Below are 25109 nucleotides of genomic sequence, written 5' to 3'. Positions count from 1 at the left end.
GGAAGGAGATAAACTATGGCAACTGCAAAAGAGGCCTCAAAGGCCAGTGTGACCGCTGAATATGTCCAGCGGGGCGAAACCTTGGACTACAAGAACGCCACAGACACGGCCATCCCCTGTAATACAGTGGTAGTCGTGGGCGGCAGGCTCGGCATTACCGGCGGTGAGATAAAGCCCGGGGAGCTGGGCTCCCTGCACATGGTGGGTGTGTTCAAGCTGCCCAAGAGCGGCGAGGGCGCTATCGAGATGGGCGCGGCTGTCCACTTTGACGGCGCTGGTATTACCGCCACGGCGGCGGAGGGCACCACCACCCCGGCGGGCTATGCCGCGGCCCCCAGTGAGGCCAGTGAGAAGTCTGTGCTGGTGAAGCTGCTGGGATGAGGCCGCTGAATTTTAAGGAGACCCTCCAGAATGACGTCAAGGCGGTGTTCCTGAACCCGGCTGAGTTTGGGGAGCCTCATGTGGTCAATGGACGCAAGATGATGGCGGTCCTGGACGATATGGAGCACATCGAGCGGGAGAAGCGCATGAAGTCCAACATGGACGGTGTGTATGTGCGTCAGCTCCTGCTCTATGTAGCCTCTGAGGATTTCGGCAGTTTGCCGCCCCAGGGCGTCCTTATCAAACTGGATGGCCAGCAATACCGGGTGACGGACGCCACAGACGAATGCGGCGTGTACGCCATCATGCTGGAGGTGAACAGAAGCCGATGATAGATATCGATGTAACGGTATCCGGCGTGGAGGACGTAGAACGGCGGCTGGGGAAAATGAAAGACCAGGCCCCGAAGGTGCTGCGTAGCGCCATCAACAGCACGGCGGTGGAGGCCCGGAAGATACTGGCCCAGGAGGCCCAGAGCCGGTACACGGTGAAAAACCCCGGCTTTAACTCCGCGGCCAAGATACGCCGGGCCACAGTGAGCAATCTGGTGGCCACCATCCAGGCGGGCGGCAAGCGGCTGGACATCCCCCGGTTCCATGTCACCCGGCCCAGGAGCCACAAGAAAGGCGCTCCCGGCGCAAAGGCCGAGGTGGTGGCCGGCGGCGGGCTGAAGGAGATTCGCGGCTCAAGCGGCATCAAGGCGTTCTCCTCTACCGTCCCATCCGGGAAAAGCCGCACCAAGCAGATCCTTCAGCGGCAGGGCGCTGCCCGGTACCCGGTGCAGGTCTTGCACTCGGTGTCGGTGCCCAAAATGCTGGAAATGGTGTATGAGGGCCGGGGCGCGGCCAAGCGGGCGCTAAAACCTGAGATCCAGAAGATCTATAGCCAGAAAGTGAATCAGAAAATCGGGGAGCTGATGGGTAAATGACCGTCCGCGCATTGCGAAAGGCTGTGGCCGCCGACCTGGAGGCCCTGTTCAAGAATGACTTTTTCAAGACCCCGGAAACGGCCCCGGAGGAAGAATGGCCCGAATGGCTGAAGGAGCTGCCCCAGCCGGTGCCCGATTGGCATCTGCACCGTATGGCGGCCCCCAAAGCCTATGAGCAGTATCTCCCCCTCAAGACGATGGACAACGGCGCCATTGACCCCAGCGCGGAGGACCCGTTCCCCTACATTATCGTCCGGGCGGACAAAGGGGGCATAGAGGACCCCACAGCGGCCCACAAGGCCGATGTTATCCTGCTCATTGGGATATTTGACGACGACCCTAAAAACCAGGGCCATGAGGCCGTTCTGGAGATCATCGAGCGCATCCAGATGCACTACCAGGAAACGTCCCTCCTCGCCGGGCAGTTCGTGTGCCAGGAACCCTTTGAGTGGGCGCTTCAGGAAGAAGAAAGCTACCCTTACTATTTCGGGGCCTGTCAGCTGACCTTTGCGATGCAGGCTCCCAGAGCGAAATGGAGTGATTTAGTGTGACCAAAAAGGAAGCCGTAAAGACGGCGGAAAAGGCCGCAAAGAAAACCAAGACCGTGTACATCGGCCCCACCATTACCGGCGTGGCCGCAAGGAACACGGTGTACGACGACCTGCCGGAGGAACTGAATAAGGTTGTAAAGGCCCTGCCGTACATGGCGGGGCTTTGCATTCCTTTCTCCGGGCTTGGCAAGGCCATGACGCAGATCCAGCGGCAGGCGGGCAGCAGCTATACCCTGTTCTGCAAGGCGCAGGAGGACAGCGCCAAGATTCAGGAAATCGTCCAGAAAGAGGTGATTTAATTGGCGTTTCAGCATGGCGTAAGGGTGCAGGAACAGGCCACAAGCCTGGTGGCCCCTATTCTGGGGACTGCCGGGCTGCAGGTAGTGTTCGGTACCGCACCTGTCAATCTGGCGGAGGATCCCTACTCCGTCACCAACACCCCGGTGATCGCCTACTCCTGGGCGGAGGCGGTGAAGAAGCTGGGGTACAGTCAGGAACTGAATGAGCTGGGGCATCACAAGTACACCCTGTGTGAAGCCATGTACGCCAGCTTCAAGCTGGCGGCGGTAGCCCCGGTGATTTTTGTGAACGTCCTGGACCCCAAGACCCATAAGAAGAAAAACGACCCTCAGACCGTCACTGTGGAGGATATGGAGGCCGTAGTTCCCCTGACCGGCATCCTGCCGGACACGGTCACGATCAAGGCCGTATCCGGCGAGGGGGACGCGGCCACGGAAACCGACCTGGCCCCGGACGTGGATTACATCCTCTCCTTTGACGATGACGGCCAGCTGGCTGTAAGTCTTACCCCTGCAGGGGCTGGCGCCGCGGCGGCCACCCTCAAGGTGGAGTGTACCTCCATCGACCCGGACGCCGTAGACCAGTGGGACATCATCGGGGCAAGCGCCTCCGGCGGCGAGAAGGGCCTGGAGGTGCTCCGGCAGGTGTACCCCCGGTTTGGTATGACCCCCGGCCTGCTGCTGGCCCCCGGCTGGAGCCATATCCCGGACGTGGGCATCGCTCTGGCGGCCAAGTGTGTGGAGGTCAACGGCTACTTCTCCTGCGAGGGCTTCATTGACATCGACAGCACCTCCGAGGGCTGCACCTCCTATGACAAGGTGAAGATGTCCAAAGAGTCGGCAGGGTGTACCTCCATCCACATTATGGCCCTGTGGCCCTGCATCGAGGTGGGCTCCCAGCGGTTCTGGTACTCCGCCATTATGGCCGCTGTGACTGCCCAGCTGGACGCCAGCAACGATGATGTGCCGAACCTTTCCCCTTCCAACAAGCTCATCGGCGCTACCGGCACCGTGCTGGCGGACGGGACGGAGGTCATTCTGGACCAGCTGCAGGGGAACGCCGTCAACAGCTTTGGCGTGACTGCGGCCATCAACAACAACGGCTGGAAAACCTGGGGCAACCGCACGGCGGCCTACCCGGCCAACTCTGACCCCAAAGATATGTGGTTCTGCTGCCGCCGGTTCTTCAGCTGGTGGGGCAACAGCTTCATCCTGACCTACGCCCAGAAGGTGGACGATCCCGCTGACCCCCGGCTGATCCAGGCCATTGTGGACACGGAGAATATCCGGGGCGGGGCCTATGTGGCCCAGGGGAAGTGCGCGGCGGCCTATATTGAGTTCAACGCCGAGGAAAACGCGGTGACGGACCTGATCAACGGCAAGCTCACCTTCCACCAGCACCTTGCCCCCTATGTGCCGGCGGAGGACATTCTGAACATTCTGGAATTTGACCCCGACGCTCTCAGCGCGGCTCTGACTGGGGGTTGATAAGATTGAAAAATAAATTTTTCAACTTAATGAGTTTTGCTTTGCGGTTTGAAAAACCGCAATCCCGCTATGCGGGACCGCAAAACTCTGGAAAGGATGAATTGAAATGGCAGTAACAGGAATCCCCGAAGTCGTCCATGACTTCAACACCTATAATACCGGTAAAAAGCAGGTCGGTGTAACCGGCGAGGTTGCGCTCCCCGACCTGGAGGCCCTCACGGCTTCTGTATCCGGGGCCGGTATCCTGGGCGAATACGAGGCTGTGGTAGCCGGGCACTTCAGCAGCCTGGAGCAGGAGGTACCGTTCCGGGTGGTCAACAAAGATTTCTTTGACATGATCGCCCCCACGAAAGCGGTAGACCTTACCCTCCGGGGCGCCATCCAGTATACGGACCAGGCCACGCAGAACACCAATTATATGGGCCTGCGTGTGGTGTTCCGGGGGAAGTGCAAGAAGGTCAAGCCCGGCACGGTCAAGCTGCATGACGTGATGGACGCTTCCGTCACTCTGGAGCTGACCTACATTCTCATTGAGATGGGCGACGAAAAGAAGCTGGAGCTGGACAAGCTCAACCCCAAGTACGTGGTAAACGGTGTGGATCAGCTGGCAAAGGTCCGCGCCCTCACCTGATAGAAAGCAAAAAAAATTTTAGGAGGCAATCATCATGGCAAAAGACAACAACATCATTGACGTGACCGAGAACGTGACCGAGCTGGCGGCGGCCCCCGAGGCGGAGCCTATACCCGATACCCTGGTAGAGTTTAAGAAGCCGTACCGCTTCGAGGACAAAGACTACACCGAGGTGGACCTGGCGGGCCTGGAGGACCTCTCCACCAAAGATATGATCGAGGCGGAGAAGCGGCTGGCCCGCACCGGGGTGTTCACCCCGCTGCCGGAGATGAACATCAACTATGTGTGCATCATGGCGGCAAAGGCGGCAAAGCTCCCGGTGGAGTTCTTCGAGGGCCTGCCCCCCAGGGAGATGGAGAAGGTCAAGAATAAGGTAACAAATTTTTTCTACGGCGAGGAATAAGACCGGGAGACGGAGGGGAGCTGCGCAAATTGTGTGTGCAGCTCTCCTTCTCTATGCGCTGTGACTTATTCCAGCTGATGAACATGGACTACCTGGAGCTTCTGCAGGTAGCCAAAGAACTAGCGGACTATGTGAAGAACCTAAAGGCCAACAAGGGCAGGTGAGAGTATGGCAGGGCCGTCCCAAGTAACAATAAAGATCGCGGCCAAGCTGGAAAAGGACTTTGGCTCTGCCATCTCCGCAGCACAGAAAGCGGTATCCGGCCTGAAGGGGCTGGGGGGCATGGCGGCGGGCAGTATGAAGATCGCCGCCGGCTCTTTGGCCGCTGTAGGCGGGGCGCTGGCCACGGCTGGCGTGGCCTCTGTGAACACAGGGCGGGAATTTGAGGCGGCTATGTCCTCCGCGGCGGCTACGGCAAGCGCCACCGAAGCAGAGTACAAAAAGCTGGAGGCGGCGGCAATGGAAATGGGCCGCACTACCTCCAAGACCGCAACGGAATCCGCTAACGCCCTGGAGTATATGTCCCTTGCGGGCTGGGACGTGGACACCTCCATATCGGCTCTGCCCTCGGTGCTGAAAATGTCCGAGGCATCTGGTATGGAGCTGGCCCACTGTTCTGACATGATAACGGACTCCATGTCTGCGGCGGGTGTGTCCGTGGACAATCTGGCTGGATATCTGGATATAGCCGCAAAGGCCCAGAACAAATCCAACCAGAGCGCCGAACAGATGATGGAAGCGTTCATCGGCGTAGGCGGAACCATGAAGGGGCTGAATATCCCCATAGAGGATACGGCCACTGTGCTGGGTGTGCTGGCCAACCGCGGCCTGAAGGGCTCGGAGGCCGGCAACGCTCTGAACGCCATCATGGCGAATCTGACCACGGGCACAGGCGCGGCGGGCAAGATGATGGAAAGCCTGGGCATCTCTGCCTTTGACAGTGAGGGGAAGTTTATCGGCCTGGAAGCTACCCTCCAGAAAGTAAACCAGGCCACCGCCGGGCTGTCGGAGGAACAGCGCAACGCGGCGCTTGCGGCAATAGGTGGCAAGCAGCATATTGACGCGCTGAACGATCTGATGTCCGGCCTGAACACCACTACGGCGGACGGCGTGACGGAATGGGAGGCCCTGAGCGAACAGCTGTATAACGCGGACGGCGCGCTGGAGGCCATGAGGGCCACCAAGCTGGACAACCTCAACGGTGACCTGGCTACCCTGCAATCGGCCCTGGAGGATACCGGGATAAGGGTATACCAGAACCTGCAGGAGCCTCTCCGGGGAGCGGCGCAGTTTGCCACAGAGCAGATATACACCCTGTCGGACGCTCTCACCAATGGCGGCTTTGAGGGCATGGCCTCCGCCGTCGGAAACGTGCTGAGCAACGTGCTGGCGAAAGCGGTAAACTTTGCCCCACAGTTCGTGATGATGGCTTCGGTCATCGCTACCAGTTTACTGAACGGCCTGGTGCAGAACGGACCGGTGCTGGCGCAGGGCCTCTCCCAGCTGGTAGTTCAGGGGCTGGGAGCTTTCGGCAGTTTTTACGCGGAATTCTGGAGCGCCGGGGCCGCGCTTCTGGCCCAATTCCTGCAGGGCATGGCCGGGGAGATACCCAACATCATTGCAATAGGCTCCCAGACGATCCAAAGCCTGGGAGCCGGAATCACAGCCAATCTGCCCGCCATCCTGTCCGCGGGGACGGACATCATTGTCCAGCTCATCGGCGGGATCGGTGTGCTTTTGCCCCAGCTGCTCTCTATGGGCGGTCAAATCTTAGGCCAGCTGGTGCAGGGGATCCTCACCGCCATACCGCAGATAGCGACCGCCGCCTTCACGCTGATGAGCGACTTCGGCTCCCAGCTGCAGGCGAACCTGCCGACGGTCATCCAGCAGGGGGTGCAGATGGTGGTCGACCTGGTGGCCTCCATATGCGCCAACGCGGGAATGCTCATTGATGGGGCGGTCGCCCTTATCAACGGCCTGGTGAGTGGGCTGATGCAGGGACTGCCGGCAATTATCTCGGCGGTACCATCCATCATTTCCAGCCTGGCAAACGGCATCATCTCCAATATCCCCACTATCCTGCAGGCAGGCGTTCAGCTGATCGTCACGCTGGCCCAAGGGCTTTTGCAGGCGATCCCCTCCCTGCTGGCAGCTATCCCCCAGATATGCTGGTCCATCATTACGGCCCTCACCTCGGTGAACTGGCTGCAGGTGGGCTGGGACATCTTCATGACCCTGGTGGACGGTGTTCTGAGCATTGACTGGCTCCAGCTGGGCATGGATATTCTCAACGGAATTAAGGACGGTATCCTGTCAGCGGTTGGCGGCCTGTTCGAATCTGTGGGGAATATCTGGAACAATGTGACCAGCTTCTTCTCCGGCAAGGGCAAGGAAACCGGCGACAGCACGGCGGCGGCCATACAGAGCACCACTCCGGCAGTGCAGGAAGCTGCCAGCGGCGTGGGGCGCTCCGCCGTGACCGGGATGCAGAACAGCCTGAACACGGCCCTGCCCAGCATGACCGCCAGCGCCAACGCGGCCGGCGCGGCGCTTACCAGCGGGATCAACTCCGGGGTGGCGTCCGGCGCGGGCCAGCTGGACAGCACGGTAGCCAGCATGGGCGCGTCCGCCACGGCCTCCCTGAACGGCTCCATCAGTCAGGGCCTGGCCTCCGTGAATACCTCTGCCGTGGCTTCCGGTACGGCCTACACGGACGGTATGACCGCCGGCCTGCAGAGCGGTATGCCCGGCGTACAGAGCGCCGCTCAGACCGGCTGTGACGCGGTGGTGCAGCAGACCACCTCCAGCTTCGAGCGGGTGCGGTCCGCTGTGGAAACCAAGATGAACGCCGCGGCTACGGCAGTCACCAACGCCGTAGGCAAGATGCGGGCGGCCATGAACTTCTCCTGGTCGCTGCCCCACCTGAAGGTGCCCCATGTGAATATCAGCGGGGCTTTCAGCCTGCAGCCGCCTACCGCTCCCAATTTCAGCGTGAGCTGGTATAAGGATGGCGGCATCCTGAGCGGGGCTCAGATATTCGGTATGCAGGGCAACCACCTTCTGGGCGGCGGCGAGGACGGGAAAGAGGCCGTACTGCCCCTTTCCGTGCTGTGGCAGCAGATGCGTGGGATGTTCGCTGAGTCCATCGGCGGTGTGCGTGAGCGCATCAACTCTCTGGGCCAGCAGTTGGGGCTTGCGGAAAACAGCAGGCGGCTTTCCTTTGCCGACCTGTTGGACGGTGTGAAAGGCGGGCCGCAGCCTGCAGCCGCGGGCGGGCCCCCCATGCAGATAAACTATTCGCCCCAGTATTACTTCCAGGGCGAGGCTCCCACCAAAGAGGACCTGGAGGGCGCGGAGGAAATGTCCCAGAGCAAGTTCAATGAGATGATGAGCAAGTGGATGAAAGACCATAGCAGGAAAGACTTCTAGGAGGTGCAGGCCGTGAACACCATAACCACCATAATGGGCGATACCTGGGACACCATCGCGCTGCGGGCCTATGGGGGAGAGCCTCGCGCTCTCCCCCGGCACACCCAGCTTCTTATGGAGGCCAGAGAGAATATCCGGCTTCTGGATTATCAGGTGTTCCCCACCGGCATCGTGGTAGCGGTACCGGTGGCGGACGATTATGACGGGGTGGACGGCCTGCCCGATTGGAGGAAATAGCCAATGGATCCAAGAAAAGCAACGGTGGACATACTGTACAACGGTGTGAAAGCCGAGGTACAGCTGGCCCCCTATCTCAGCGCCTTTAAGTATACGGACGTGGCCTCCGGCTCCAGCGACAGTATCAGTATCTCCATCAATGACCGGGACCGCAAGTGGATAAACGGCTGGTTCCCCCAAAAGGGGGACCGGCTGCAGCCCACCATAGAAACCTATAATTGGGAGAGGGATGGCCAAAAGAAGAAGTTTCCCTGCGGGAAGTTTCTGGTGGACGATTTCAGCTTCAAGGGCGGGCCCATCCGCCTGGACCTGGAGGGCCTCGCTCTGCCCGCTGCCAGCGGCTTTAAGGCCACTGAACGCACAGAAACCTATGAGAGTACCACCCTCAAGGAAATCGGCCAAATCGTGGCTTCCAGGGCCAAAGTAGCGCTGCACTATGAGGCAGGGGCGGTGAGCATTGAGAAAGTGGAGCAGAACAACCAGACCGACTGCGCGTTCTTCGGCTCCCTGGTGGAGAAGTACGGCTACGCGCTGAAAATCTACAATGACAAGCTGGTGGTGTTCGATGAGGGGAAATATGAGGCCAAAGCCCCGAAATTCACCCTCACCGAAAAGGACTTTGAGCCCGGCTGGTCCTGGAACACCAAACTGGACCAGACCTATACTGGGGTAAAGTACCAGTACACCAACAGCGAAAAGAACCGCACCTTCACAGTGACCGCCGGGGGCGGCGACCGCATCCTGGAGGTGAACGACGCCGCCGAGAATCTGGGAGAGGCTACACTGATAGCCCTGGCCGCGCTGAACAAGGCCAACCGGGACGCCACCACTATGAGCATCACCATGATGGCCCGGCCCGGGTTGATTGCCTCTGATTGCGTGGAGATCAAGGGCCTGGGCAAGCTCTCCGGCAAGTTCTATGTGGAGAAGATAGACCACGATATCGGCAGCGGCTACAAGATGGCCCTGGATATGCGGCTGGTGCAGCCCAGGGTGACAGCGGCCAAATCGGCCTCAAGTACGGTTTCATAGAGGTGATACCATGCAGACCCAATACCTGCGTATCGGAAAAATATCCAGCTTTAACTATCCCAAAGGCACAGCCCGGGTGACCTATGAGGACAAGGACGGCAGCACCACCGCCGAGTTCCCTTTTCTCTCCTGGCAGTACATGATGCCGGAGGTTGGGGATCAGGTGCTGGTGGCACACCTGTCCAACGGTACCGGCATGGCGTTCATCCTGGGCCCTACCTGGCATAACGAGTGGCGCCCGGTGGAGGGCTTCAAGGGGCTGTACCGCAAAGAGTATAACTACAAAAAGCCGGGAGAAGCCTATGAACGGTATGACGCCAATACCGGAGTTTATAAGATTCAGGTGGGCTCCTGCATCCTGGAGATGAACCGGGACAGCGGGAATATCAGCATTACCGCTCCGGGCAATGTGACCGTGAACGGCGATGTGATAGCGGACGGTATCAGCCTGGAAAACCACACCCATTCTGGTGTGCATGGAGAAACGAGTAAACCGCATTAAGGGGAGGTGTGCGTATGGCAATCGGCAGCTGGGGGCCGGGCCTGGTGTTTTCTGTCAGCGACAAAAAAGTGCTTACCTTTAACGATATGAGCCGGACCGTGGCCTCCGAGTGGGCCACCCACAGCCGGATCGGGCTGAAGGATCAGGTGGAGTATCTCCGGCCGGCGCTGCAGAAACTGACCTTCACGATGGAGCTCAACGCCCTTCTGGGGGTGCGGCCCCGGGCCATGCTGGACAGGCTCTCCGAGTATACAGAAACAGGCCGGGTGTATCCTCTGGTGATAGGCAGCAGGCGCATCGGGAAGAACAAGTGGCGCATCACCAATCTCAGTGAGGCATGGGAAACCGTGCTGAACCGGGGCGAGCTGGTGAGGGCCAAAGTCACTGTGACGATGGAAGAATACCTGTAGGGGGCGCGTGTATGAGTATCACCCTGTCCGGAATAGAAATATCCTTTGACCGCGCCGGGGGCGATGAGGCCCTGCGGCGGGAGGTCGTCCGAAACATCGAAAACATCCTTCTGACCCCGGTGGGCACTGACCCGCTCTACCGGGATTTCGGCATTGATACCTCCGCTCTGGATTACCCGCTGGACACGGCCCAGAGCATGATGGCTGTGGAGGTGATAGACGCCATAGAGAAATGGGAGCCCCGTGTGCGTGTGCGGGATGTGAGTTTTGTCCCCGATCCGTCGGGCAGCTTGGGCGTAAAGGTGGTGATTGGAAGTGGATAACCTCTTAAAATCGGTGTATGACCTGCCGGATATCTCCTTCATAGAGAACGACAGCCTGGACGCTATGATGCAGAGGCTGGTGGGCAACTATGAAAAGCGGTATAAGGAGGTCACAGGGAAAACCGTAAGCCTGGGCGCCGCCGACCCTGTGCGGGTGCAGCTTTACGCTATCGCCCTGGACCTGTACCAGATAGAACAGTTCGTGGACAGGGCCGGGAAGCAGGACCTGCTCAAGTACAGCTATGGCGGCTTTCTGGACAACCTGGCCGGAACCAGGGGAGTCACCCGGCACGGGGCCAGCCCGGCCCGGACTACCCTGCGGTTTACTCTCTCGGCGGAGAAGCCCTACGCCAGCGCCATCCCGGCGGAAACCCGGGTGACCAACGGAAATAATCTGTATTTCAAGACCCTGCAGTATGGGGAGGTGCCCGCCGGGGAGATGTTCGCGGACGTGGAAGCGGAGTGTACCGTCAGCGGTGTGGATGGCAACGGCTTCTTGCCGGGACAGCTCAATATCCTGGTAGATCCCCTGCCCTATGTTGAGAGCGTGGAAAATGTCACCATTACGGCTGGCGGCACGGATGTGGAGGACGACAAGAGCCTGGCGGAGCGCACGTTCCTGGCCCCCTCCGGCTACAGTACCGCCGGTTCTCAGGACGCTTATACCTTCTGGACCAAGACCTACAACACGGATATCGGCTCCGTGCGGCCTGTTAGCCCCACGCCAGGTGAAGTGGTAGTGTACATCATTATGCGGGATGGAAGTCTGCCGGGTGAGGAAGTGGTGCAGGGCCTGACAGAGTATCTGGCCAGGGAGGAAGTACGGCCCATGACCGACCATGTGACTGTGTCTGCGCCGGATGTCAAGTTCTTTGACCTCAAGCTCACCTACCGCATCGCCCGCTCCAACCAGGCCACAGCGGCTGCCATCCAGGCAGAGGTGCAGAAAGCGATCCAAGAGTTCATCATCTGGCAGACCACAGAGATAGGCCGGGACGTGAACCCTACGGAGCTGGTGCGGCGGATCCGGGAGGCCGGGGCAAAAAGGGTGGAGCTGGCAAGCCCCATCTTCACCCCGGTAATGGAAACCCAGGTGGCCCAGCTGGGCGAGCTGTCCGTGAAGTATGGGGGGCTGGAAGATGATTGACCTTCGGGACGGTAAAATCACAGACCTGATAAACAACCAGATGGCTTATAACCCGGAAACCATGTCCATCGGGTATGCCATCCTGCAGGAGAAGCAGAGGCTCATGTCCCTTGTGGATCGTACCAGGCTCATGGCCGTGGTGGAAAATCTGGATGAGTGGGTACTGGATTACCTGGCTGTAGAACTGCGGGCTCCGGCCTATGAGGACAGTTTCCCCATTGAGATAAAGCGGGAGCTGATAGCGGGTACCCTGCCCTTTTATGCCAAGCTGGGGACGCCAAAGGCTATCAATTGGGCTACGCAAACCATCTTCGGCGGGAGCCAGATGCAGGAATGGTTTGAGTATGGCGGGGAGCCGTACCATTTCAAGATGCGGGTGAATATAACGGATGACATCTTCAGCTTGGAAAAAGACCGCCAGGTCATCAATGCAATCAACGTATGTAAAAATCTGCGCTCCCATTTAGACAGTATCGAATATTTCATAAAAGCGCCCACAGCCCTGGCATATGCGGGGGCTGTCCTTTTGAGCCACGCGGGGCAAGTATCCGTTGACCTGAAGCCCGATGCCCACTGGCCCCGGTCGGAGGTCGGCGCCGCATCCGGCGCTGTGTTTCTGGCTTCTTCAGGCGTATGCTCGGTGGAGCTGCCGGAGATAAAGGCCAGCTGGCCGCGCGTCAGGACAGGCGCTCTGGCTGGGGCGGTCCATCTGGGCGCCTTTGGCGTGTGTTCGGTTGAACTTCCCAGAGTGAGCCTGCAATGGCCCAGGGTAAAGACCCGGGCGCTGCTGGGCGGCGCTCTGCTGGGGATGTCCAGCGTGTGTTCCGTGGATGTCCCCAGGGTGACGCTCCGCTGGCCGAAAGCAGAGGTGTCCGGGGCCGCGGGAATGGTAGTGCTGAGTCAGACCATGCGTCACCGGGCATCGGTACGGCCCGGGAAATTATCATGGCCCAAAAGCACAGCCACAACAAAGTTCGGCGTGGCCGTGCTGGGAGTATATCAAAAATTATCAGTATAAGGAGATGATAAGCTTGAAAACTGTGTTTTCAACTTACCAAGTTTCGCTTTGCGACGCGAAGCGCCGCAATTTTGCTTCGCAAAACCGCAAAACTTTTGAGTGGGCGAAAACGGGGAGGTGGTTGTAATGGCCTACTGGCAGCAGAGAGCTGTCACGGACGTGGGCAATGAAATGCTCAATGACCTGATGGCCGGCCGGAAGATGACCATTTGCAGCGCCTGGGGCGGCACGGAAAAGGCCGCGGAGGACGAGCTGGCCGGTCTTACGGACGTATGCGGGGAGCGGCATGAGCTGGGCCTGCTGGGGCTGGAAAAGACCCCGGAGGGCAAGATGGTCCGGGTGCAGATCAACAATGTGGGCATTGAACAGGGCTACCAGCTGCACCAGATCGGCGTGTATGCGCGTCTGGATGACGAGCCGGAACAGCTGCTGTTCATCCTGCAGGACGAGCATGAGAACGGTATCGAGATCCCCTCGGTGTCGGACAACCCCAGCTTTGCCCTGGAGGTGCAGGGCCTCATCTACATCACCAACGATGTGGAGATAAAAATCAGCCTGGAGGGCAGCAAGGCCATGGTAACCCCGGCTATGCTGGCCCAGCTGCTGGCCGACCACAACGCCGACCCCCAGGCCCATCCTGGGCTGACGCTGGCTATTAAGCAGGTGCTGGACCAGGCGCTGGAGGAAGCGGGGAGCGGTAATCTGGAGCCGGGGACGGAGCCTCCTGGCCCGGACACCCCCGCGGAACCCGGCCAGCACTACTTTGACGCCGAGGCGAAAAAGGAGTACATCTGCATCGGGCAGGACGAGGAAGGAAACTACCTGTGGATGATCACCGGCGCTGGTGTGGACGCCAGCCAGATCATGTATGAGGGCAAGCCCCTGACCGCGTTTCTGAAAACCCTGGAAGAATCGGCCAGCACGGACCGCGCCATCCAGAATATCCCCACGCAGTATGGGGAACTGACCTACAACGGCGAGGAACAGGCCCTGGTGCTCAACGGTTACGACAGTGCCACAGTGCTGCTGACAGGCGTCCTCAAGGCCACGGACGCGGGTGAATATGAAGCCCTGGCCACGCCGAAACAGCCCTATTTTTGGGGCGCGGACGGCTCTAACGACACCAAGCCCATCAAGTGGAAGATAGGCCGGCAGCCGGTAGAGGCAGTGACGCAGAGCAATGAACTGACGTACACCGGGGAGGAACAAGCCCCTACCTGGGAGGGCATCCGGGAGGATATCATGACTGTGTCCGGGGATGTCAGCGGGACAGAGGCCGGGGAGTACATCCAGAAAATCACGCTGGACAACAACTATTGCTGGCCGGACGGTACCTGCGGTGAAAAGGATTTCCCGTGGAGCATCGCCCGGATCACGCTGGAGTCCGTCCCCTGCCAGAGCGTGGAGAACGTGTATACCGGCGCGGAGCAGTCTCCCAGCTGGACGGGCTATGATGAAACCAAGATGACGATGACCGGCCCCACCAGCGCCACGGACGCGGGCGGCTACACGGTAGACGTCACGCCAGGCCGCAACTATCAGTGGCCGGATGGGACGCACGGAACAAAAGAGGTCATGTGGACGATTGCAAAGGCCCCTGGCAGCATTACCCTGTCCGTAAGCTCCCTAAACCTGAAAGCCTCGGCCATGAGCCAGATCATAGGGGTGACCCGGCCCGGTGACGGCGTGATTACGGCTACCTCCAGCAACGCGGCAGTGGCTACGGCCACGGTGAGCGGTGAGAGGGTAACGGTGCAGGCCAAAACCAAGGGCAGCGCCACTATCACCATCAACGTGTCGGAGGGGACGAACCACACGGCTCCCGAGAGCAAGCAGGTTCCGGTAACGGTTACTCTGCCCACTACGTCTATGGCCGATAACAGCTGGGACGTGATAGCGGACGTGGGCGCGGCCGGCAATGCCGCCAACTTCTGGAGCGTGGGCGACAGCAAGGACGTGGTGATAAACGGCAAGGTGGGTAATTTCACATTCTCCAACCTGACGGTCAAGGCGTTCATCATTGGCATCAACCACAACAGCAGCCGGGAGGGCAACGGCGTGCATTTCCTGCTGGGCAAGATAGGCACGGCGGAGATCGCGCTGTGTGACAGTCAGCACGGCAGTAATACTACTAGCAGCGGTTACTTCAACATGAATACGAATAACAGCAACAGTGGTGGTTGGGATGGCTGCTACATGAACAAGACACTGCTGAACGGTGCCAGCAACAGCCTGCTGAAAGCCCTGCCTGCGGCCCTGCAGAGTGCCATCAAGTCTATTACCAAATACACTGACAATGTGGGTGGAAATCAAAACAATGCTGCCAGTGTAACCGGCAAACCGTGCAAACTGTTCTTGTTATCGGAGTTTGAGGTATTCGGAGGCAGAAGCTATGCAAATAGCGCCGAACAAACCTACCAGCAGCAGTATGATTACTTTAAGGCAGGAAACCCGAAGATAGCAAATCGTCACACCGCAGTGACTACTGCGGTGTGGTGGTGGCTGCGGTCGCCCTATTACAATACCAACACTAGCTTCTGCGTTGTCAACACCGGCGGCACCTACGACTTCTACACCAGCGCCTACTACTCTGGCGGCGTGCGCGCCGGCTTCTGCGTATCGGCGGCCTGATCGGCCCCACCATCAGGGACGCGCCAGCGGCCCGTACTGCAGGGCAGCGAGGCGGCGGGAAATGCCCTTAAAGCCCTTACCCCATACCGCCGTAAGGCGGTCGCGCGAAATTTCAAAAATAGGGGTTTTCCGCCTGCCGCCGTTGTGCTATAATGTTCTGCGGAAAGAGGTGGTTTTTTGTCGGTCCTGAAAGATATGCGCGCTGTCAGCAAGGCGGAATTTGTGAACACAGCCGGCGAGATATTCGATGAAACCGTGGCGTTTTTGTCCCGGCTTTCGGCCCGGTATTCCCGGCTGATAGCGGATAAGACCGCCGACCTTGCCGGGGAAGTTCTGGATGAGGCGGAAAAGGCAAACAGCATTTTCCCATCCAGTCTGCTGCGGGTAGACCGGCGGGAAGTCCACCTGCTGGAAGCCAGGGCCGCTCTTATGGCCCTGGACGTTCGGCTGGGCCGGTGCTACCGGCTCATGATGAAGAATCCCCAGGGAGCTTTCACCAACTCGGCCGGCCAGTATCTGCCGCCTAAAAAAGCTGAGGAAAAGCTGGACAAAATGGCCCAGAAGCTGGGAGAGCTTATCGATAAAGAAAACGACCTGCTGAAAGGAGCTCTGGACTATGTAGCCAAAAAGAGGCGTGAACTGAAAAAGTAATTCCTGATATGGGTGTATCTCTGTAAATGCGTGCTCTGCGGTGTGGTGGTGGCTGCGGTCGCCCTATTACAATAACAACAATAACTTCTGCATTGTCAACAACAACGGCAACTACAACAACAACAACAACGCCTACTACTCTGGCGGCGTGCGCGCCGGATTCTGATATAACATAGGTCAAACGGAGTAGCTGAAAAGTGAAAGACGACCTCTTCAGAAGGAGAGATGCTTCCCGGTCGTAAGGCCGAAAGTGCCCTTTGACGCCCTTGCACGGACGCTGCTTGCATGGCGGGTGGATGTGCCCTATCCCGTTTCATGTGCTGGGGCAAAGCAGATTAGACGGCACCCTACAAGATATCTGTTCGGAGGAGCGAATCATTTTGACAAGCGAACAGCGCCGGGAGGCGCGATACCAACGCCGCAAGGCATATCGGGCGGCGAATAAGGACGAGAGGTGTTTCCGGCTAGGCCCCATTGAGGAAGTGTTCTCATACCGGGATATGTTCAAGTATGGGACCAAGTGCTGCAATGGGGTCCGCTGGAAACAATCCGTCCAGAATTACGAAATGCACCTTTTCTCCGGCACGGCCAAGCGCCGGAGGCTGATACTAGAAAAGAAGTGGAAGCCGCAAAAGTGTACGCACTTCACCCTGTGTGAGCGGGGCAAGGTGCGGCCTATTGACGCGCCCCATGTAACGGACAGGCAAGTTGAAAAGGTGTATTGCAACAAGGTGCTGGTGCCGCTCTACAGCCCCAGCATGATAAAGCACAATGGAGCCAGCCAAAAGGGCAAGGGCCTGCATTGGCATTTCCGGGAGCTGAAGGAGCAGCTCCGCTGGCACTTCCGGCACTATGGCCGGGCGGGCGCGGTTCTCCTGATGGACCTGAAGCAGTTTTTCCCCAGCGCGCCGCGAAAGGCCATCTTCCAGCGGCATGAGCAGCTGATAACCAGCCCGGATTTGAGGTGGGTGGGGGACGCCATCGTGGAGGGTGTGCCATCATCCGCGCCGGGCAGGGGTATGCCCCTGGGTGTGGAACCGTCCCAGCAGGAGATGGTGGCCCTGCCAAGCCCCGTGGATAACTGGCTCAAGTGCCAGCAGGGGATCCACTGCTGCGGCCATTACATGGACGACTACTATGTGATTCTGCCGGACATCGACCAACTCAAGAAGCTGGCCCATGAGATGGTCCGGCGGTTCGCGGCCATCGGGATCCCAGTGAACCAGCGCAAGTGCAAAATTATCCCCCTGACGAAGCCTTTCAAGTTTTGCAAGGCTAAGTTTCGTTTACGCGAAACCGGGAAGGTAATCGTCAACGGCTGCCGGGACGGAGTGAAACGCGCCCGGCGCAAGCTGAGGCTCTTTAAGGAACAGGTGGCAGCGGGCAAGCGGGATATCAAAACCGTGAAGCAGTTCATGGACTGCCAGCTGGCGTACTACAAAGGCTATAACGACCACGGACGGGAGCTGCGGCTCTTGCAGCTTTGCTACGCTCTGTTCGGGGATATCATGAGCAAGACAGGAGGTACAAAGTGTATAAAATCACAAGAGACGGGGCCAGCCTCGGCCTGACCGAGCGCCCCACCTATATTAAGCAGGCACCCAATGGGTGCCTTGTTTTATGCCCGGAAAGCGAGGCCGTCGGCATAGTCTGGGAGGGGACGCCCCTCCATCTGCTGGGCCGGGATGAGCTGGAGGGCGCCGAAACCGTCATGCTGGAGGAAATGGACAGCGGCCCGGACCTTTTCATAGCCACTGACGCTCTTTCCGACATTGACGCCATGAACATAGACCATGAGTACCGGCTGACCCTGGTGAGCTTGGGGCTGGCCGCGGCTGATGAGAATAACTAAAGAGGGGAGGGAAAAAGAATGTTGTATAGGACCTTGAAGCGCATGATCGAGCGCGGCCAGCTTGACGGGATGGACAGCAAGCTGGATATCTTCTTCGCCGCCAACAGGCTGACCCAGGCGGAATACCTGGAACTGACGGCCATGCTGGGCAGGCTGCGGGGAGATGAGCAGACTGATGTATAAACGGTACATCACACGCAGGCGTGCTCGGTTCCAAAGCCTGAATGGGGTGGTGAATCTCCCCTGGGGCACGGCGGCCGAGAAGCGGGACGGTTTTCTCTGGCGCGGCGACAAGCTGCTGTGTGCGGCCAGCGCCCAAAACACAAAGGATTTCTTTGTGCAGGATGATGACGGGCAGGGTGAAACGCGGGGGCGGCTGGTAACGGCTATCCTTGCCTGTCTCGACCCGCAGGAGGCCCGGCAAGGGGCCTCCAACGCAAGGTGGGAGAAGATATGGGCCGACCGCAGATGCAGGGCCTACAAGCGCCCTGACCTGGAAGAACACTGGATATGGACAGAGGACTTCTACAACGCGCCCATCGGGGATCTGCAGCACATTGCAGACTTGGTGGGCGCGAAAATTTAACAAAGGCTGTGGCCGGAGCACGGTGTGTGCTCCGGCTTTTCCTTTTGCGCGCGGAAGGAGGTGAGATCATGAACGAATGGGGTGTAGTCGGCGTGCTGATTGCCGTTGTGGGCCTGATCGTGACCGTGGCTGGGCCCATGATAAAAGTCAGCTCCAACCTGACGAAAATTTCCACCATTTTAGACAGCGTCACTGATCGGCTGAACAAGCTGGAGGTGGCCGACAAGGATTTTCAGGAATCCACACGCCAAGCCCGGGCGCGGCTCCATGAGCGCATTGATGCCGTAGATGGTAAGGTGAACGACCACGAGGTGCGGATCACCACTCTGGAAAGCGCGAATCGGAATTAGACAAGGAGGTTTTTTCTATGAGCAACAGCCCACTCAGCTGTATGCGGCTGATAAGCCCCAACCGCAACAGCCCCAGAAATCACGATACTGACACGCTCACGCCCCACTGTGCGGTTGGGCAGATGAGCGTAGAGGCTTTATGCAATGAGTTCAGCCGGACGTCCAAAGGCGCAAGCTGCAACTATGGCATCGGTTGCGATGGCCGCAGCGGCGTCGTAGTGGATGAGTGCGACCGCTCCTGGTGCTCTTCCAGCCCCAGCAACGACAACCGGGCCATCACCATCGAGTGCGCCAGTGACGCGTTCTATCCCTACGCCGTCAACGCCAACGTCTGGAAATCTCTGGTGGAATTGTGTGCGGACATCTGCAAAAGACACGGCAAAAACAAGGTGCTCTGGTTGGGGAGCAAAGAGGCTACCCTGGCCTACTCGCCCAAAGCAAACGAAATGGTGCTCAGCGCCCATCGCTGGTTTGACAACAAATCCTGTCCTGGCGATTACCTTTATAGCCGGTACGGCCAGCTGGCAAAGGAAGTCAACCAAAAACTCAGCGGCGCTCCCGCCGAGCCTTTCAAGGCGTACCAGGGCCAGGTAAATGCCGATGACGGCCTGAACTGCCGCACGGCCCCTGTGAGCGGCGCAGTCCTCAAGACCTATCCTGACGGTACGGTGCTGACCATCACCAAAGAGGATGGGAATTGGGGCTACTGCGGCGAGGGCTGGGTGTGCCTGGACTACATCAACAAAATCGCGTCGGCCAAAGACCCGGCGGCTAAGGAGGAAACGATTATGGACGGCAAGACTTTCAAGAAAATGTACGATGAAATCAATCCCACCTACAACACGCTGGAGGAAGTGCCCAGTTACTGGAGAGCCGATATCAAGGAACTGGTGGACAAGGGCGTTATTGCCGGCACTGGCGGCGGCAAGCTGGGCCTCACCAAGTCCGATTGCAAGGCCGCTGTGATTGCCAAGCGCATCCGGGAGAAGTTGTAATGGCCGCGCACATGAAGGAGCAGACTGTCAAGGTGAAAACCCGTCCCGACTACTCCAAGCAGCTGATTACCGACATCCGCTGGCTGCTGTGGGCCGTAACGATTGGCGGCCTGCTGCTGGCAGCGTACTGCATCCATAACGGCTATGTGGGGTCGCTGCCCTGGCTCTCGGCGATGGTGGGTTTGCCCTGGACGGCTCACGGGGTGGTGTGTTCATTCTACCTGAACATGGCCAAGTCCGACCATAAGGAGGGCGGTATCACCTTTGAGAGCGCAAAAGCGAATAGCTTCGTAGCTGACGAAACCAATACTGAGGGCCCGATGGGCTAGGAGGAATCTGTATGAATGAATTTCTGACAACCCTGCTGCAGGCTGTCCTGGTGGCCGCCGTGCCCGTGTGCGCGGCGTTCATCGGTAAGGGGCTCAAGGCTCTGGCCGGATACCTGGGCCAGAAGTCCGAGAACGAGACGGCAAAGAAGTATCTGGCCGCTGCGGCTGACGCGGTGGCCACCGCCGTGACGTACACCAGCCAGGTGTATGTAGACAAGCTGAAGGAGACCGGCCAGTTCACCAAAGAGAACCAGCGGGAGGCCTTGGGGATTGCGGTGGCTCAGGCGAAGAACCTGCTGACTGCCGAAGCCGCGGCCTTTCTCGAGAACGCCTACGGCGACTTGAATGAGTACCTCAAGAGCCGGATTGAGGCGGAGGTGCGGAATCAGAAGATGGGCGTGGGCACTTTGACGTTTAGCGCATAAGGACATACGGAAGCCCCCGGCTTTCCCGGGCCGATGTTTCGGCTGGGAGGGTCGGGGGCTTTTTGTTTTAGCCGTTCTCTTCTTGACGGTCCTTTGCTTTTTCTTCTGAGGAATTGCCTTTGTCGTCTTTCGAGAAAGTCTTGGGCAAAATTTCCTCATACGGATTAAAGAATTCTGCTGCCGTAGACCACATCGAAAGCCCTCCTTTCAGGTGCAGAATACCTCTACACGTATTTTAGTATAACCGAAAAGATGTGAAATGTCAAGTTCTATACAGACTTTCCGTGATGAGTAGTTTCTCCTGCTTGCTCAGCTTTTCTGGTGGCAGAAACAACCTGCTTTTGAGCCTTTTTCCGTGCTCTATCATTCTTTTTTCTGTACTTTAGCAATCGTTTCTTCCAAATATTGAACAACCAAATCAAATTAGTGTAATATTTATCTTCCCCATTAATGTTATGTGCACAGATGCAGCGGTATAACATCTGTACTTCGGATAAAAAAACTTGATGTAAGGATTGATAAATCAGTTTCTCGTCTGCAACTTTATATCGGCATTGCATTGAAAACCACTCAAGATCATTCAATAATAGATTGACTTCTCTATCAAAGTCCCGTTGCAAAAGCATTGCATTTAAGTTTTCAGGAGACTTGCCTACACTGTTTTCTTCGACGCGCATATCTACATACATTTTGCGCTCATCTTCAGAACTAGCAAATATAATCTTGTTTATCCTCAAAGACGTGGGTGAAATTTTTTCAGTTTCTTCGATTGCTAACTGTTTTTTAGCCTCAGAAATTAGTCTATCCATTTCCTTTTTTGAGAATGATGTAATCTTGTCCAAAGGAAAGGCAACCTTATTAGTTTCAGCATACTTATTTGCCACATAAACGGAAGAAGTATAAGATGCTCTGGGAATGATGCTCTCAGCATAGTATTGCGCCAATTTACAGGCTGATGCCTTTTTTGATTGCCGGCGTTGATGCACATACGCACAAAAAGCGATAATAGCCGATAAGCCAGCAATAAGCATAGTAATAAACTCAAATGGAGATGCAGAAACCAATTTGCAAAAGGATTCCCAGCATGATGGTGAGACATTATTCAAAATAGTTAGCACATCCTCCACCTCCGTTTTTTTGTCATTATAGCACGAATTCGTGTGTGTGTCTACACAAACGGCTTGTTTTTTTACGCAAATAATTGATAGGAATAACGCATGGGAGCGGCCCATGAGTTGGCTGCCAACTCGACCGCTCCATGCCTTTACTCTTGCTCCTCCTGGTATCGGTGTATATTCCCCAGGATGTGCTCCTGTTCCTCTTGGCTCAGGCCCAGCCCCTCCAGGGCCTCGCGGGTGCCGCAGTCCGGGCAGATCAGCCGGGTGTTGTCCCGTGAGATCGCCGGGGCGCCCCGGTAGGGCTTGCCGCATTTGGGGCAGACCATCAGCTGGTACAGATTATCCCTCGTTTCTTTCAAGCGCCATCACCTCCCTCGTGTATGCCCTGGCCCCCAGCAGCGCCTCGGGGTCAAAGCCAAAGTCCCGGTAGCCCACCTCGCAGGTGTCCATGTACCGGGTGGTGGGCAGGCCCGCCGGATGCCCGTCGTTCATGAGATAGACAAAAGCCTCCACTTGCCGCTCCTGCGCCGTTTTAAGGCCGGTATAAGTAATAGGTAGGGTTTCTTTACGGTAGAACACAGGAAAGCCCTCATAGCGGTCCAGGGCCGCTTCGTCGGCCTTTGTAACGGCCCACACGGCCACAGGCACGGAATAGCCGGGAGCCGGTTCAATGGTGAGATAGTTCCCGGTTCCGCTCCCCCGGAAAATCAGCCGCCAGCTCTCCAGCTGGACAGTGCCCACAGGCTGGGCATTGGGGCAGCGGTACCCCATCTGCTCCCGGTTCAGATTGCTTCCATAAGCAAGGTAGTATTTTTTCATGATTCAACATTCCTTTCAGGTTTATTATAACATAGTTCTCCTACCACCGAAAGCCCGCTCTTTGGCGGGTTCTCGGTATGGGCATAGCAGTTAACTGCATTAACTGCACCTAAGTCCTTCAAGCTGCAGGGCGGCTGGTGTGCCGGAAAGCGGTATCGCCGCTCAAGCGCCGGGTGAGGATTTCCCGGGCCGTTTTGAACTCCTCCCCGATGAAGCCCAGGCGGAGCAGCCATGTCCGCATTGCGTACCGGGGATTCTCGTTCTGCTGGGGCCGGGGACTGGCGCTTTTAGCGACCTTTGCCATCTGGCTCAGGGCCAGGCACAGCTGGATGTAGGTCTTCAGCTGGCCTGCGTGGATCCCACCCTTGCGGCCCTCGCCGGGGTTGTCGAACTGGAAAAGCCGGAATTCAACGGTGCCGTGGGTGAAGGTGGCGTGGAAGTTCAGCATATGGTAGCGGCTGGAATTGTAGTGGTGGGTGCGGCCATAATCGGCGTTCTGGCTTTTATACCACACATCGGACAGAGCCGCCATCGTGCTGGGCTTTTCCCGGTTCAGCCGCTCCAGGAAGCGGGGGTCAACGGTTTTGCAGTAGGTGCCCATTCGATTCTGGTCGAGATTCAGGGCGCTGGCCAGCAGGCTCTCGTGGCTGGCCATGAGGTTTGCCAGGTTCCGCAGGGAAGCGGGTGTGTGGCCGTTGGCTCCGATGTGAATATGTACCCCGCAGCCGTGGGCCGGGTTGCTGATGGCCCCGGCGTGACGGAGCTGGCGGGCGATTTCCTGCAGGTCCTCCAGGTCATCGTAAGTAAGGATCGGAGTGCCAAGTTCGGCCTTTTTGATATCGGAGCTGGCATGGATGCTTACGTCCCGGGTGATTTTCCAGGTCCGGCCCTGCCGGTCCTGGCAGCTCCAGGAATCATAGCTGCCGCCATCGTGCCGGACAGTGCGCTCGGTACCGAAATATTTTGCTACCACCTTTGCGGCCTGCTGGCGGGTGATTTCCGCCATTTCGATTTCCACGCCGATGGTTTGTTTCTTCATGTCCTCGACCATTTTAGCAAGTTTCGCGTTCATTTTGTTTACCTCCGTGGTTTGATTGTGTCTGTATATTACCATGCAATCGCCGTAATTACAAGAGGCTAAGGCGCACAAACTTTCGCTTTGATACCTGGTGCATATGCCGGCTTGACAAAACCACGCATTTGAGGGATAATAGAGTAAAATGGAGAAGGAGGCGCTTATAATGAGGCGTATGACTTATAGCGAGGACATGACTCCAATGGACAAGCTCTGTGTGGAGAAGGGCATCACCCGGCGGGAACTGGCCCGGCAGAGCGGGGTGCCGATCCGCACCATAGAGGGCTGGGCCAAGAGGACGCGCACCAGCCCAAATGTCTACCAGCTGTATAAGGTGGCGCAGGTGCTGGGGTGCCACATTGAGGACTTGCTGGAGCTGGACAGGATAGCGCAAGGGGAAAGCGGCAGGGCATAGCAAAGGGGCGGAAAGTTATTCCGCCCCTTTTGTGTATTTCTTTAGGCTGTCATGTAGTCGTACAGTTTGGCTTTCAGAACAATCAACTGGGCCTCTGCCGTTTCGGCCCGGGCCTTGTACTCGGCAAGCTCATCTGCCAGCTGGCCGACCTGCACCGTGCGCTGGGCCAGCTGCTCCCCCAGCTCCTGGGCGTGGTCCACCGGGTTTCCGGAGAAGTCGTTGTCGATGTTCTCTTCGGCGATATCGAACACGCCGCGGAAAGCGGTGGCGATGTAGCTATTCGGCCCCAGGTCGGCCACCAGGGCCTTGATCTGCTGCAGGGCCTCACGCTCCTGGTCTTTGGTGGTCATTGCGGGCTCGGCTGTGCTTTCAGTTTCAATGCACATTTTTGATTTACCTCCTTGTAATTTCCCCGGAGGTTTGGTAGAATAGATTTACCAAGCCTTTCGGGGATTGGTGTGCAACGGACTGCTCAACTTTCCACGGGAGGGCAGTTCCGTTATTTATCTTGGGCCAAAAGGAGATGTACCCCTTGCCGTATTGCCTCACTTCGAGGAATCTCATGTTTAAGGCAATAGGCTTGCAGTCGCTTTTCTGTTTCAACATCCATGCGAATAGTGTAGTTTACACTTTTTGGCTTGTCTGCTTTTGGCCGGCCCATTTTGGGCGGCATCTTGTCACCTCACTTTCTGCAACGCAATAAGTATACTACTTGCGTTGCAAAAAGTCAAGTACCAATTTGCCGGGCGCGGCAAATTGGTACTTGGTGTGTTCCTGCATCTGACTACTTTTTGACTACCCGGCGGCTGAAAATACCCCATTCCCGCCCGTGCCGGGAAGTCAAAAAAATCCAGATTTTATGCGGGTTTTTGTACAAGTGTGTACTGACCCGGAGTGCTTGACGTGCAGGGGGTCAGCGGTTCAAGTCCGTTAGCGCCCACCACGAAAACCCTAGAAGCTATGTGGCTTCCGGGGTTTTTGCTTTGTGTGGTCAGGTGTGGTCTTTTACGGATTGACTACTTTCTGAAAAATCGGTTCCGGCCTGACTACCGCCGGAGAGATACCGTTCCAGCTCGATGACAGA

Annotated in this window: 35 protein-coding genes; 29 read left to right on the top strand and 6 right to left on the bottom strand. The window is 57.7% G+C overall.

The window, feature by feature from the left end; genetic code table 11:
• Window positions 1–15: 15 nt before the first annotated feature.
• The 28 genes from D7X94_RS00165 (at window position 16) to D7X94_RS00045 (ending at window position 20598) form a co-directional block, all read left to right on the top strand.
• Complete coding sequence (locus tag D7X94_RS00165; RefSeq protein WP_120425673.1) at window positions 16–381, top strand: DUF2190 family protein; 366 nt, start codon at window positions 16–18, stop codon at window positions 379–381.
• Window positions 378–713, top strand: coding sequence for a hypothetical protein (locus D7X94_RS00160; RefSeq protein WP_120425672.1), 336 nt, complete (start codon window positions 378–380; stop codon window positions 711–713). Before D7X94_RS00165 ends, D7X94_RS00160 begins: the two co-directional genes overlap by 4 nt.
• Window positions 710–1309 (top strand): phage tail protein, encoded by a 600-nt coding sequence (locus tag D7X94_RS00155; RefSeq protein WP_158590827.1) that lies wholly within the window; start codon window positions 710–712, stop codon window positions 1307–1309. Before D7X94_RS00160 ends, D7X94_RS00155 begins: the two co-directional genes overlap by 4 nt.
• Window positions 1306–1860, top strand: coding sequence for a hypothetical protein (locus D7X94_RS00150; protein ID WP_120425670.1), 555 nt, complete (start codon window positions 1306–1308; stop codon window positions 1858–1860). Before D7X94_RS00155 ends, D7X94_RS00150 begins: the two co-directional genes overlap by 4 nt.
• On the top strand, window positions 1857–2159 hold the full coding sequence (locus tag D7X94_RS00145; RefSeq protein WP_120425669.1) for a hypothetical protein: 303 nt from the start codon (window positions 1857–1859) through the stop codon (window positions 2157–2159). Before D7X94_RS00150 ends, D7X94_RS00145 begins: the two co-directional genes overlap by 4 nt.
• Window positions 2160–3647 carry a phage tail sheath family protein gene (locus D7X94_RS00140; RefSeq protein WP_120425668.1) on the top strand — a complete coding sequence of 496 codons (1488 nt, stop codon included), beginning with the start codon at window positions 2160–2162 and terminating at the stop codon, window positions 3645–3647. It begins immediately after the preceding gene.
• Between the two features lie 106 nt (window positions 3648–3753).
• Window positions 3754–4278: a phage major tail tube protein gene (locus D7X94_RS00135; protein WP_120425667.1), complete on the top strand. Its 525-nt coding sequence runs from the start codon at window positions 3754–3756 to the stop codon at window positions 4276–4278.
• Window positions 4279–4312: 34 nt separating this feature from the next.
• Window positions 4313–4681, top strand: coding sequence for a phage tail assembly protein (locus D7X94_RS00130; protein WP_120425666.1), 369 nt, complete (start codon window positions 4313–4315; stop codon window positions 4679–4681).
• 29 nt (window positions 4682–4710) lie between these two features.
• Entirely contained in the window at window positions 4711–4845 is a 135-nt protein-coding gene (locus D7X94_RS19420; RefSeq protein WP_279221723.1) for a hypothetical protein, read from the top strand.
• A gap of 4 nt (window positions 4846–4849) precedes the next feature.
• Window positions 4850–8110, top strand: a complete 3261-nt coding sequence (locus tag D7X94_RS00125; protein WP_120425665.1) for a phage tail tape measure protein — start codon at window positions 4850–4852, stop codon at window positions 8108–8110.
• A gap of 12 nt (window positions 8111–8122) precedes the next feature.
• Complete coding sequence (locus D7X94_RS00120) at window positions 8123–8347, top strand: tail protein X (RefSeq protein ID WP_243111043.1); 225 nt, start codon at window positions 8123–8125, stop codon at window positions 8345–8347.
• Between the two features lie 3 nt (window positions 8348–8350).
• Window positions 8351–9379: a phage late control D family protein gene (locus tag D7X94_RS00115; RefSeq protein ID WP_120425664.1), complete on the top strand. Its 1029-nt coding sequence runs from the start codon at window positions 8351–8353 to the stop codon at window positions 9377–9379.
• A gap of 10 nt (window positions 9380–9389) precedes the next feature.
• Window positions 9390–9881: a hypothetical protein gene (locus D7X94_RS00110; protein WP_120425663.1), complete on the top strand. Its 492-nt coding sequence runs from the start codon at window positions 9390–9392 to the stop codon at window positions 9879–9881.
• Between the two features lie 14 nt (window positions 9882–9895).
• Window positions 9896–10291 carry a phage tail protein gene (locus D7X94_RS00105; protein ID WP_120425662.1) on the top strand — a complete coding sequence of 132 codons (396 nt, stop codon included), beginning with the start codon at window positions 9896–9898 and terminating at the stop codon, window positions 10289–10291.
• An 11-nt stretch (window positions 10292–10302) separates the two neighbouring features.
• On the top strand, window positions 10303–10614 hold the full coding sequence (locus D7X94_RS00100) for a GPW/gp25 family protein (RefSeq protein WP_158590826.1): 312 nt from the start codon (window positions 10303–10305) through the stop codon (window positions 10612–10614).
• Window positions 10607–11761, top strand: a complete 1155-nt coding sequence (locus tag D7X94_RS00095) for a baseplate assembly protein (RefSeq protein ID WP_120425994.1) — start codon at window positions 10607–10609, stop codon at window positions 11759–11761. Before D7X94_RS00100 ends, D7X94_RS00095 begins: the two co-directional genes overlap by 8 nt.
• Window positions 11754–12779, top strand: a complete 1026-nt coding sequence (locus D7X94_RS00090) for a phage tail protein (protein WP_158590825.1) — start codon at window positions 11754–11756, stop codon at window positions 12777–12779. Before D7X94_RS00095 ends, D7X94_RS00090 begins: the two co-directional genes overlap by 8 nt.
• A 126-nt stretch (window positions 12780–12905) precedes the next feature.
• Entirely contained in the window at window positions 12906–15410 is a 2505-nt protein-coding gene (locus D7X94_RS00085) for a DUF6273 domain-containing protein (protein ID WP_120425659.1), read from the top strand.
• Window positions 15411–15587: 177 nt separating this feature from the next.
• Window positions 15588–16061, top strand: coding sequence for a hypothetical protein (locus D7X94_RS00080; RefSeq protein WP_120425658.1), 474 nt, complete (start codon window positions 15588–15590; stop codon window positions 16059–16061).
• 40 nt (window positions 16062–16101) lie between these two features.
• On the top strand, window positions 16102–16227 hold the full coding sequence (locus tag D7X94_RS18900; protein ID WP_243111041.1) for a DUF6273 domain-containing protein: 126 nt from the start codon (window positions 16102–16104) through the stop codon (window positions 16225–16227).
• A 214-nt stretch (window positions 16228–16441) separates the two neighbouring features.
• The gene (locus D7X94_RS00075; protein WP_243111039.1) at window positions 16442–17632 is read left to right on the top strand and encodes a reverse transcriptase domain-containing protein; all 1191 of its coding nucleotides are present in this window, start codon (window positions 16442–16444) and stop codon (window positions 17630–17632) included.
• Window positions 17593–17913 carry a hypothetical protein gene (locus D7X94_RS00070; protein WP_120425657.1) on the top strand — a complete coding sequence of 107 codons (321 nt, stop codon included), beginning with the start codon at window positions 17593–17595 and terminating at the stop codon, window positions 17911–17913. Before D7X94_RS00075 ends, D7X94_RS00070 begins: the two co-directional genes overlap by 40 nt.
• Window positions 17914–17931: 18 nt before the next feature.
• The gene (locus D7X94_RS18695; protein WP_199714965.1) at window positions 17932–18096 is read left to right on the top strand and encodes a hypothetical protein; all 165 of its coding nucleotides are present in this window, start codon (window positions 17932–17934) and stop codon (window positions 18094–18096) included.
• A complete protein-coding gene (locus tag D7X94_RS00065) occupies window positions 18077–18499 on the top strand; it encodes an isoaspartyl peptidase (protein WP_243111037.1) in 423 nt (140 codons plus the stop codon). The genes D7X94_RS18695 and D7X94_RS00065 overlap by 20 nt, the downstream gene beginning before the upstream one ends.
• A 68-nt stretch (window positions 18500–18567) precedes the next feature.
• Window positions 18568–18849, top strand: a complete 282-nt coding sequence (locus D7X94_RS00060; protein WP_120425656.1) for a hypothetical protein — start codon at window positions 18568–18570, stop codon at window positions 18847–18849.
• A 17-nt stretch (window positions 18850–18866) separates the two neighbouring features.
• On the top strand, window positions 18867–19844 hold the full coding sequence (locus D7X94_RS00055) for an N-acetylmuramoyl-L-alanine amidase (protein WP_120425655.1): 978 nt from the start codon (window positions 18867–18869) through the stop codon (window positions 19842–19844).
• On the top strand, window positions 19844–20173 hold the full coding sequence (locus tag D7X94_RS00050) for a hypothetical protein (RefSeq protein WP_120425654.1): 330 nt from the start codon (window positions 19844–19846) through the stop codon (window positions 20171–20173). The genes D7X94_RS00055 and D7X94_RS00050 overlap by 1 nt, the downstream gene beginning before the upstream one ends.
• An 11-nt stretch (window positions 20174–20184) precedes the next feature.
• A complete protein-coding gene (locus D7X94_RS00045; protein WP_120425653.1) occupies window positions 20185–20598 on the top strand; it encodes a hypothetical protein in 414 nt (137 codons plus the stop codon).
• 67 nt (window positions 20599–20665) lie between these two features.
• Here the strand turns inward: D7X94_RS00045 and D7X94_RS19415 are convergent, their stop codons facing one another.
• The 5 genes from D7X94_RS19415 to D7X94_RS00025 form a co-directional block, all read right to left on the bottom strand.
• Entirely contained in the window at window positions 20666–20791 is a 126-nt protein-coding gene (locus tag D7X94_RS19415) for a hypothetical protein (protein ID WP_279221722.1), read from the bottom strand.
• A gap of 76 nt (window positions 20792–20867) precedes the next feature.
• The gene (locus tag D7X94_RS00040; RefSeq protein ID WP_147401623.1) at window positions 20868–21716 is read right to left on the bottom strand and encodes a hypothetical protein; all 849 of its coding nucleotides are present in this window, start codon (window positions 21714–21716) and stop codon (window positions 20868–20870) included.
• A 146-nt stretch (window positions 21717–21862) separates the two neighbouring features.
• Window positions 21863–22075: a hypothetical protein gene (locus D7X94_RS00035; RefSeq protein WP_243111035.1), complete on the bottom strand. Its 213-nt coding sequence runs from the start codon at window positions 22073–22075 to the stop codon at window positions 21863–21865.
• Window positions 22056–22535 (bottom strand): gamma-glutamylcyclotransferase family protein, encoded by a 480-nt coding sequence (locus D7X94_RS00030; RefSeq protein ID WP_120425651.1) that lies wholly within the window; start codon window positions 22533–22535, stop codon window positions 22056–22058. Before D7X94_RS00030 ends, D7X94_RS00035 begins: the two co-directional genes overlap by 20 nt.
• A 118-nt stretch (window positions 22536–22653) precedes the next feature.
• Window positions 22654–23607: an amidoligase family protein gene (locus D7X94_RS00025; RefSeq protein WP_120425650.1), complete on the bottom strand. Its 954-nt coding sequence runs from the start codon at window positions 23605–23607 to the stop codon at window positions 22654–22656.
• Between the two features lie 169 nt (window positions 23608–23776).
• On the opposite strand from D7X94_RS00025, the gene D7X94_RS00020 reads away from it, so the two are divergent.
• Entirely contained in the window at window positions 23777–24025 is a 249-nt protein-coding gene (locus tag D7X94_RS00020) for a helix-turn-helix domain-containing protein (RefSeq protein WP_243111032.1), read from the top strand.
• Between the two features lie 41 nt (window positions 24026–24066).
• Here the strand turns inward: D7X94_RS00020 and D7X94_RS00015 are convergent, their stop codons facing one another.
• On the bottom strand, window positions 24067–24411 hold the full coding sequence (locus tag D7X94_RS00015; protein WP_120425649.1) for a hypothetical protein: 345 nt from the start codon (window positions 24409–24411) through the stop codon (window positions 24067–24069).
• Window positions 24412–25109: the final 698 nt, after the last annotated feature.

The organism is Acutalibacter sp. 1XD8-33 (assembly GCF_003612555.1).
Classification (GTDB): Bacteria; Bacillota; Clostridia; order Oscillospirales; family Acutalibacteraceae; genus Acutalibacter.
The sequence above is the reverse complement of the archived record's forward strand: the minus strand, read 5'-3'. Positions and strand labels throughout refer to the sequence as shown.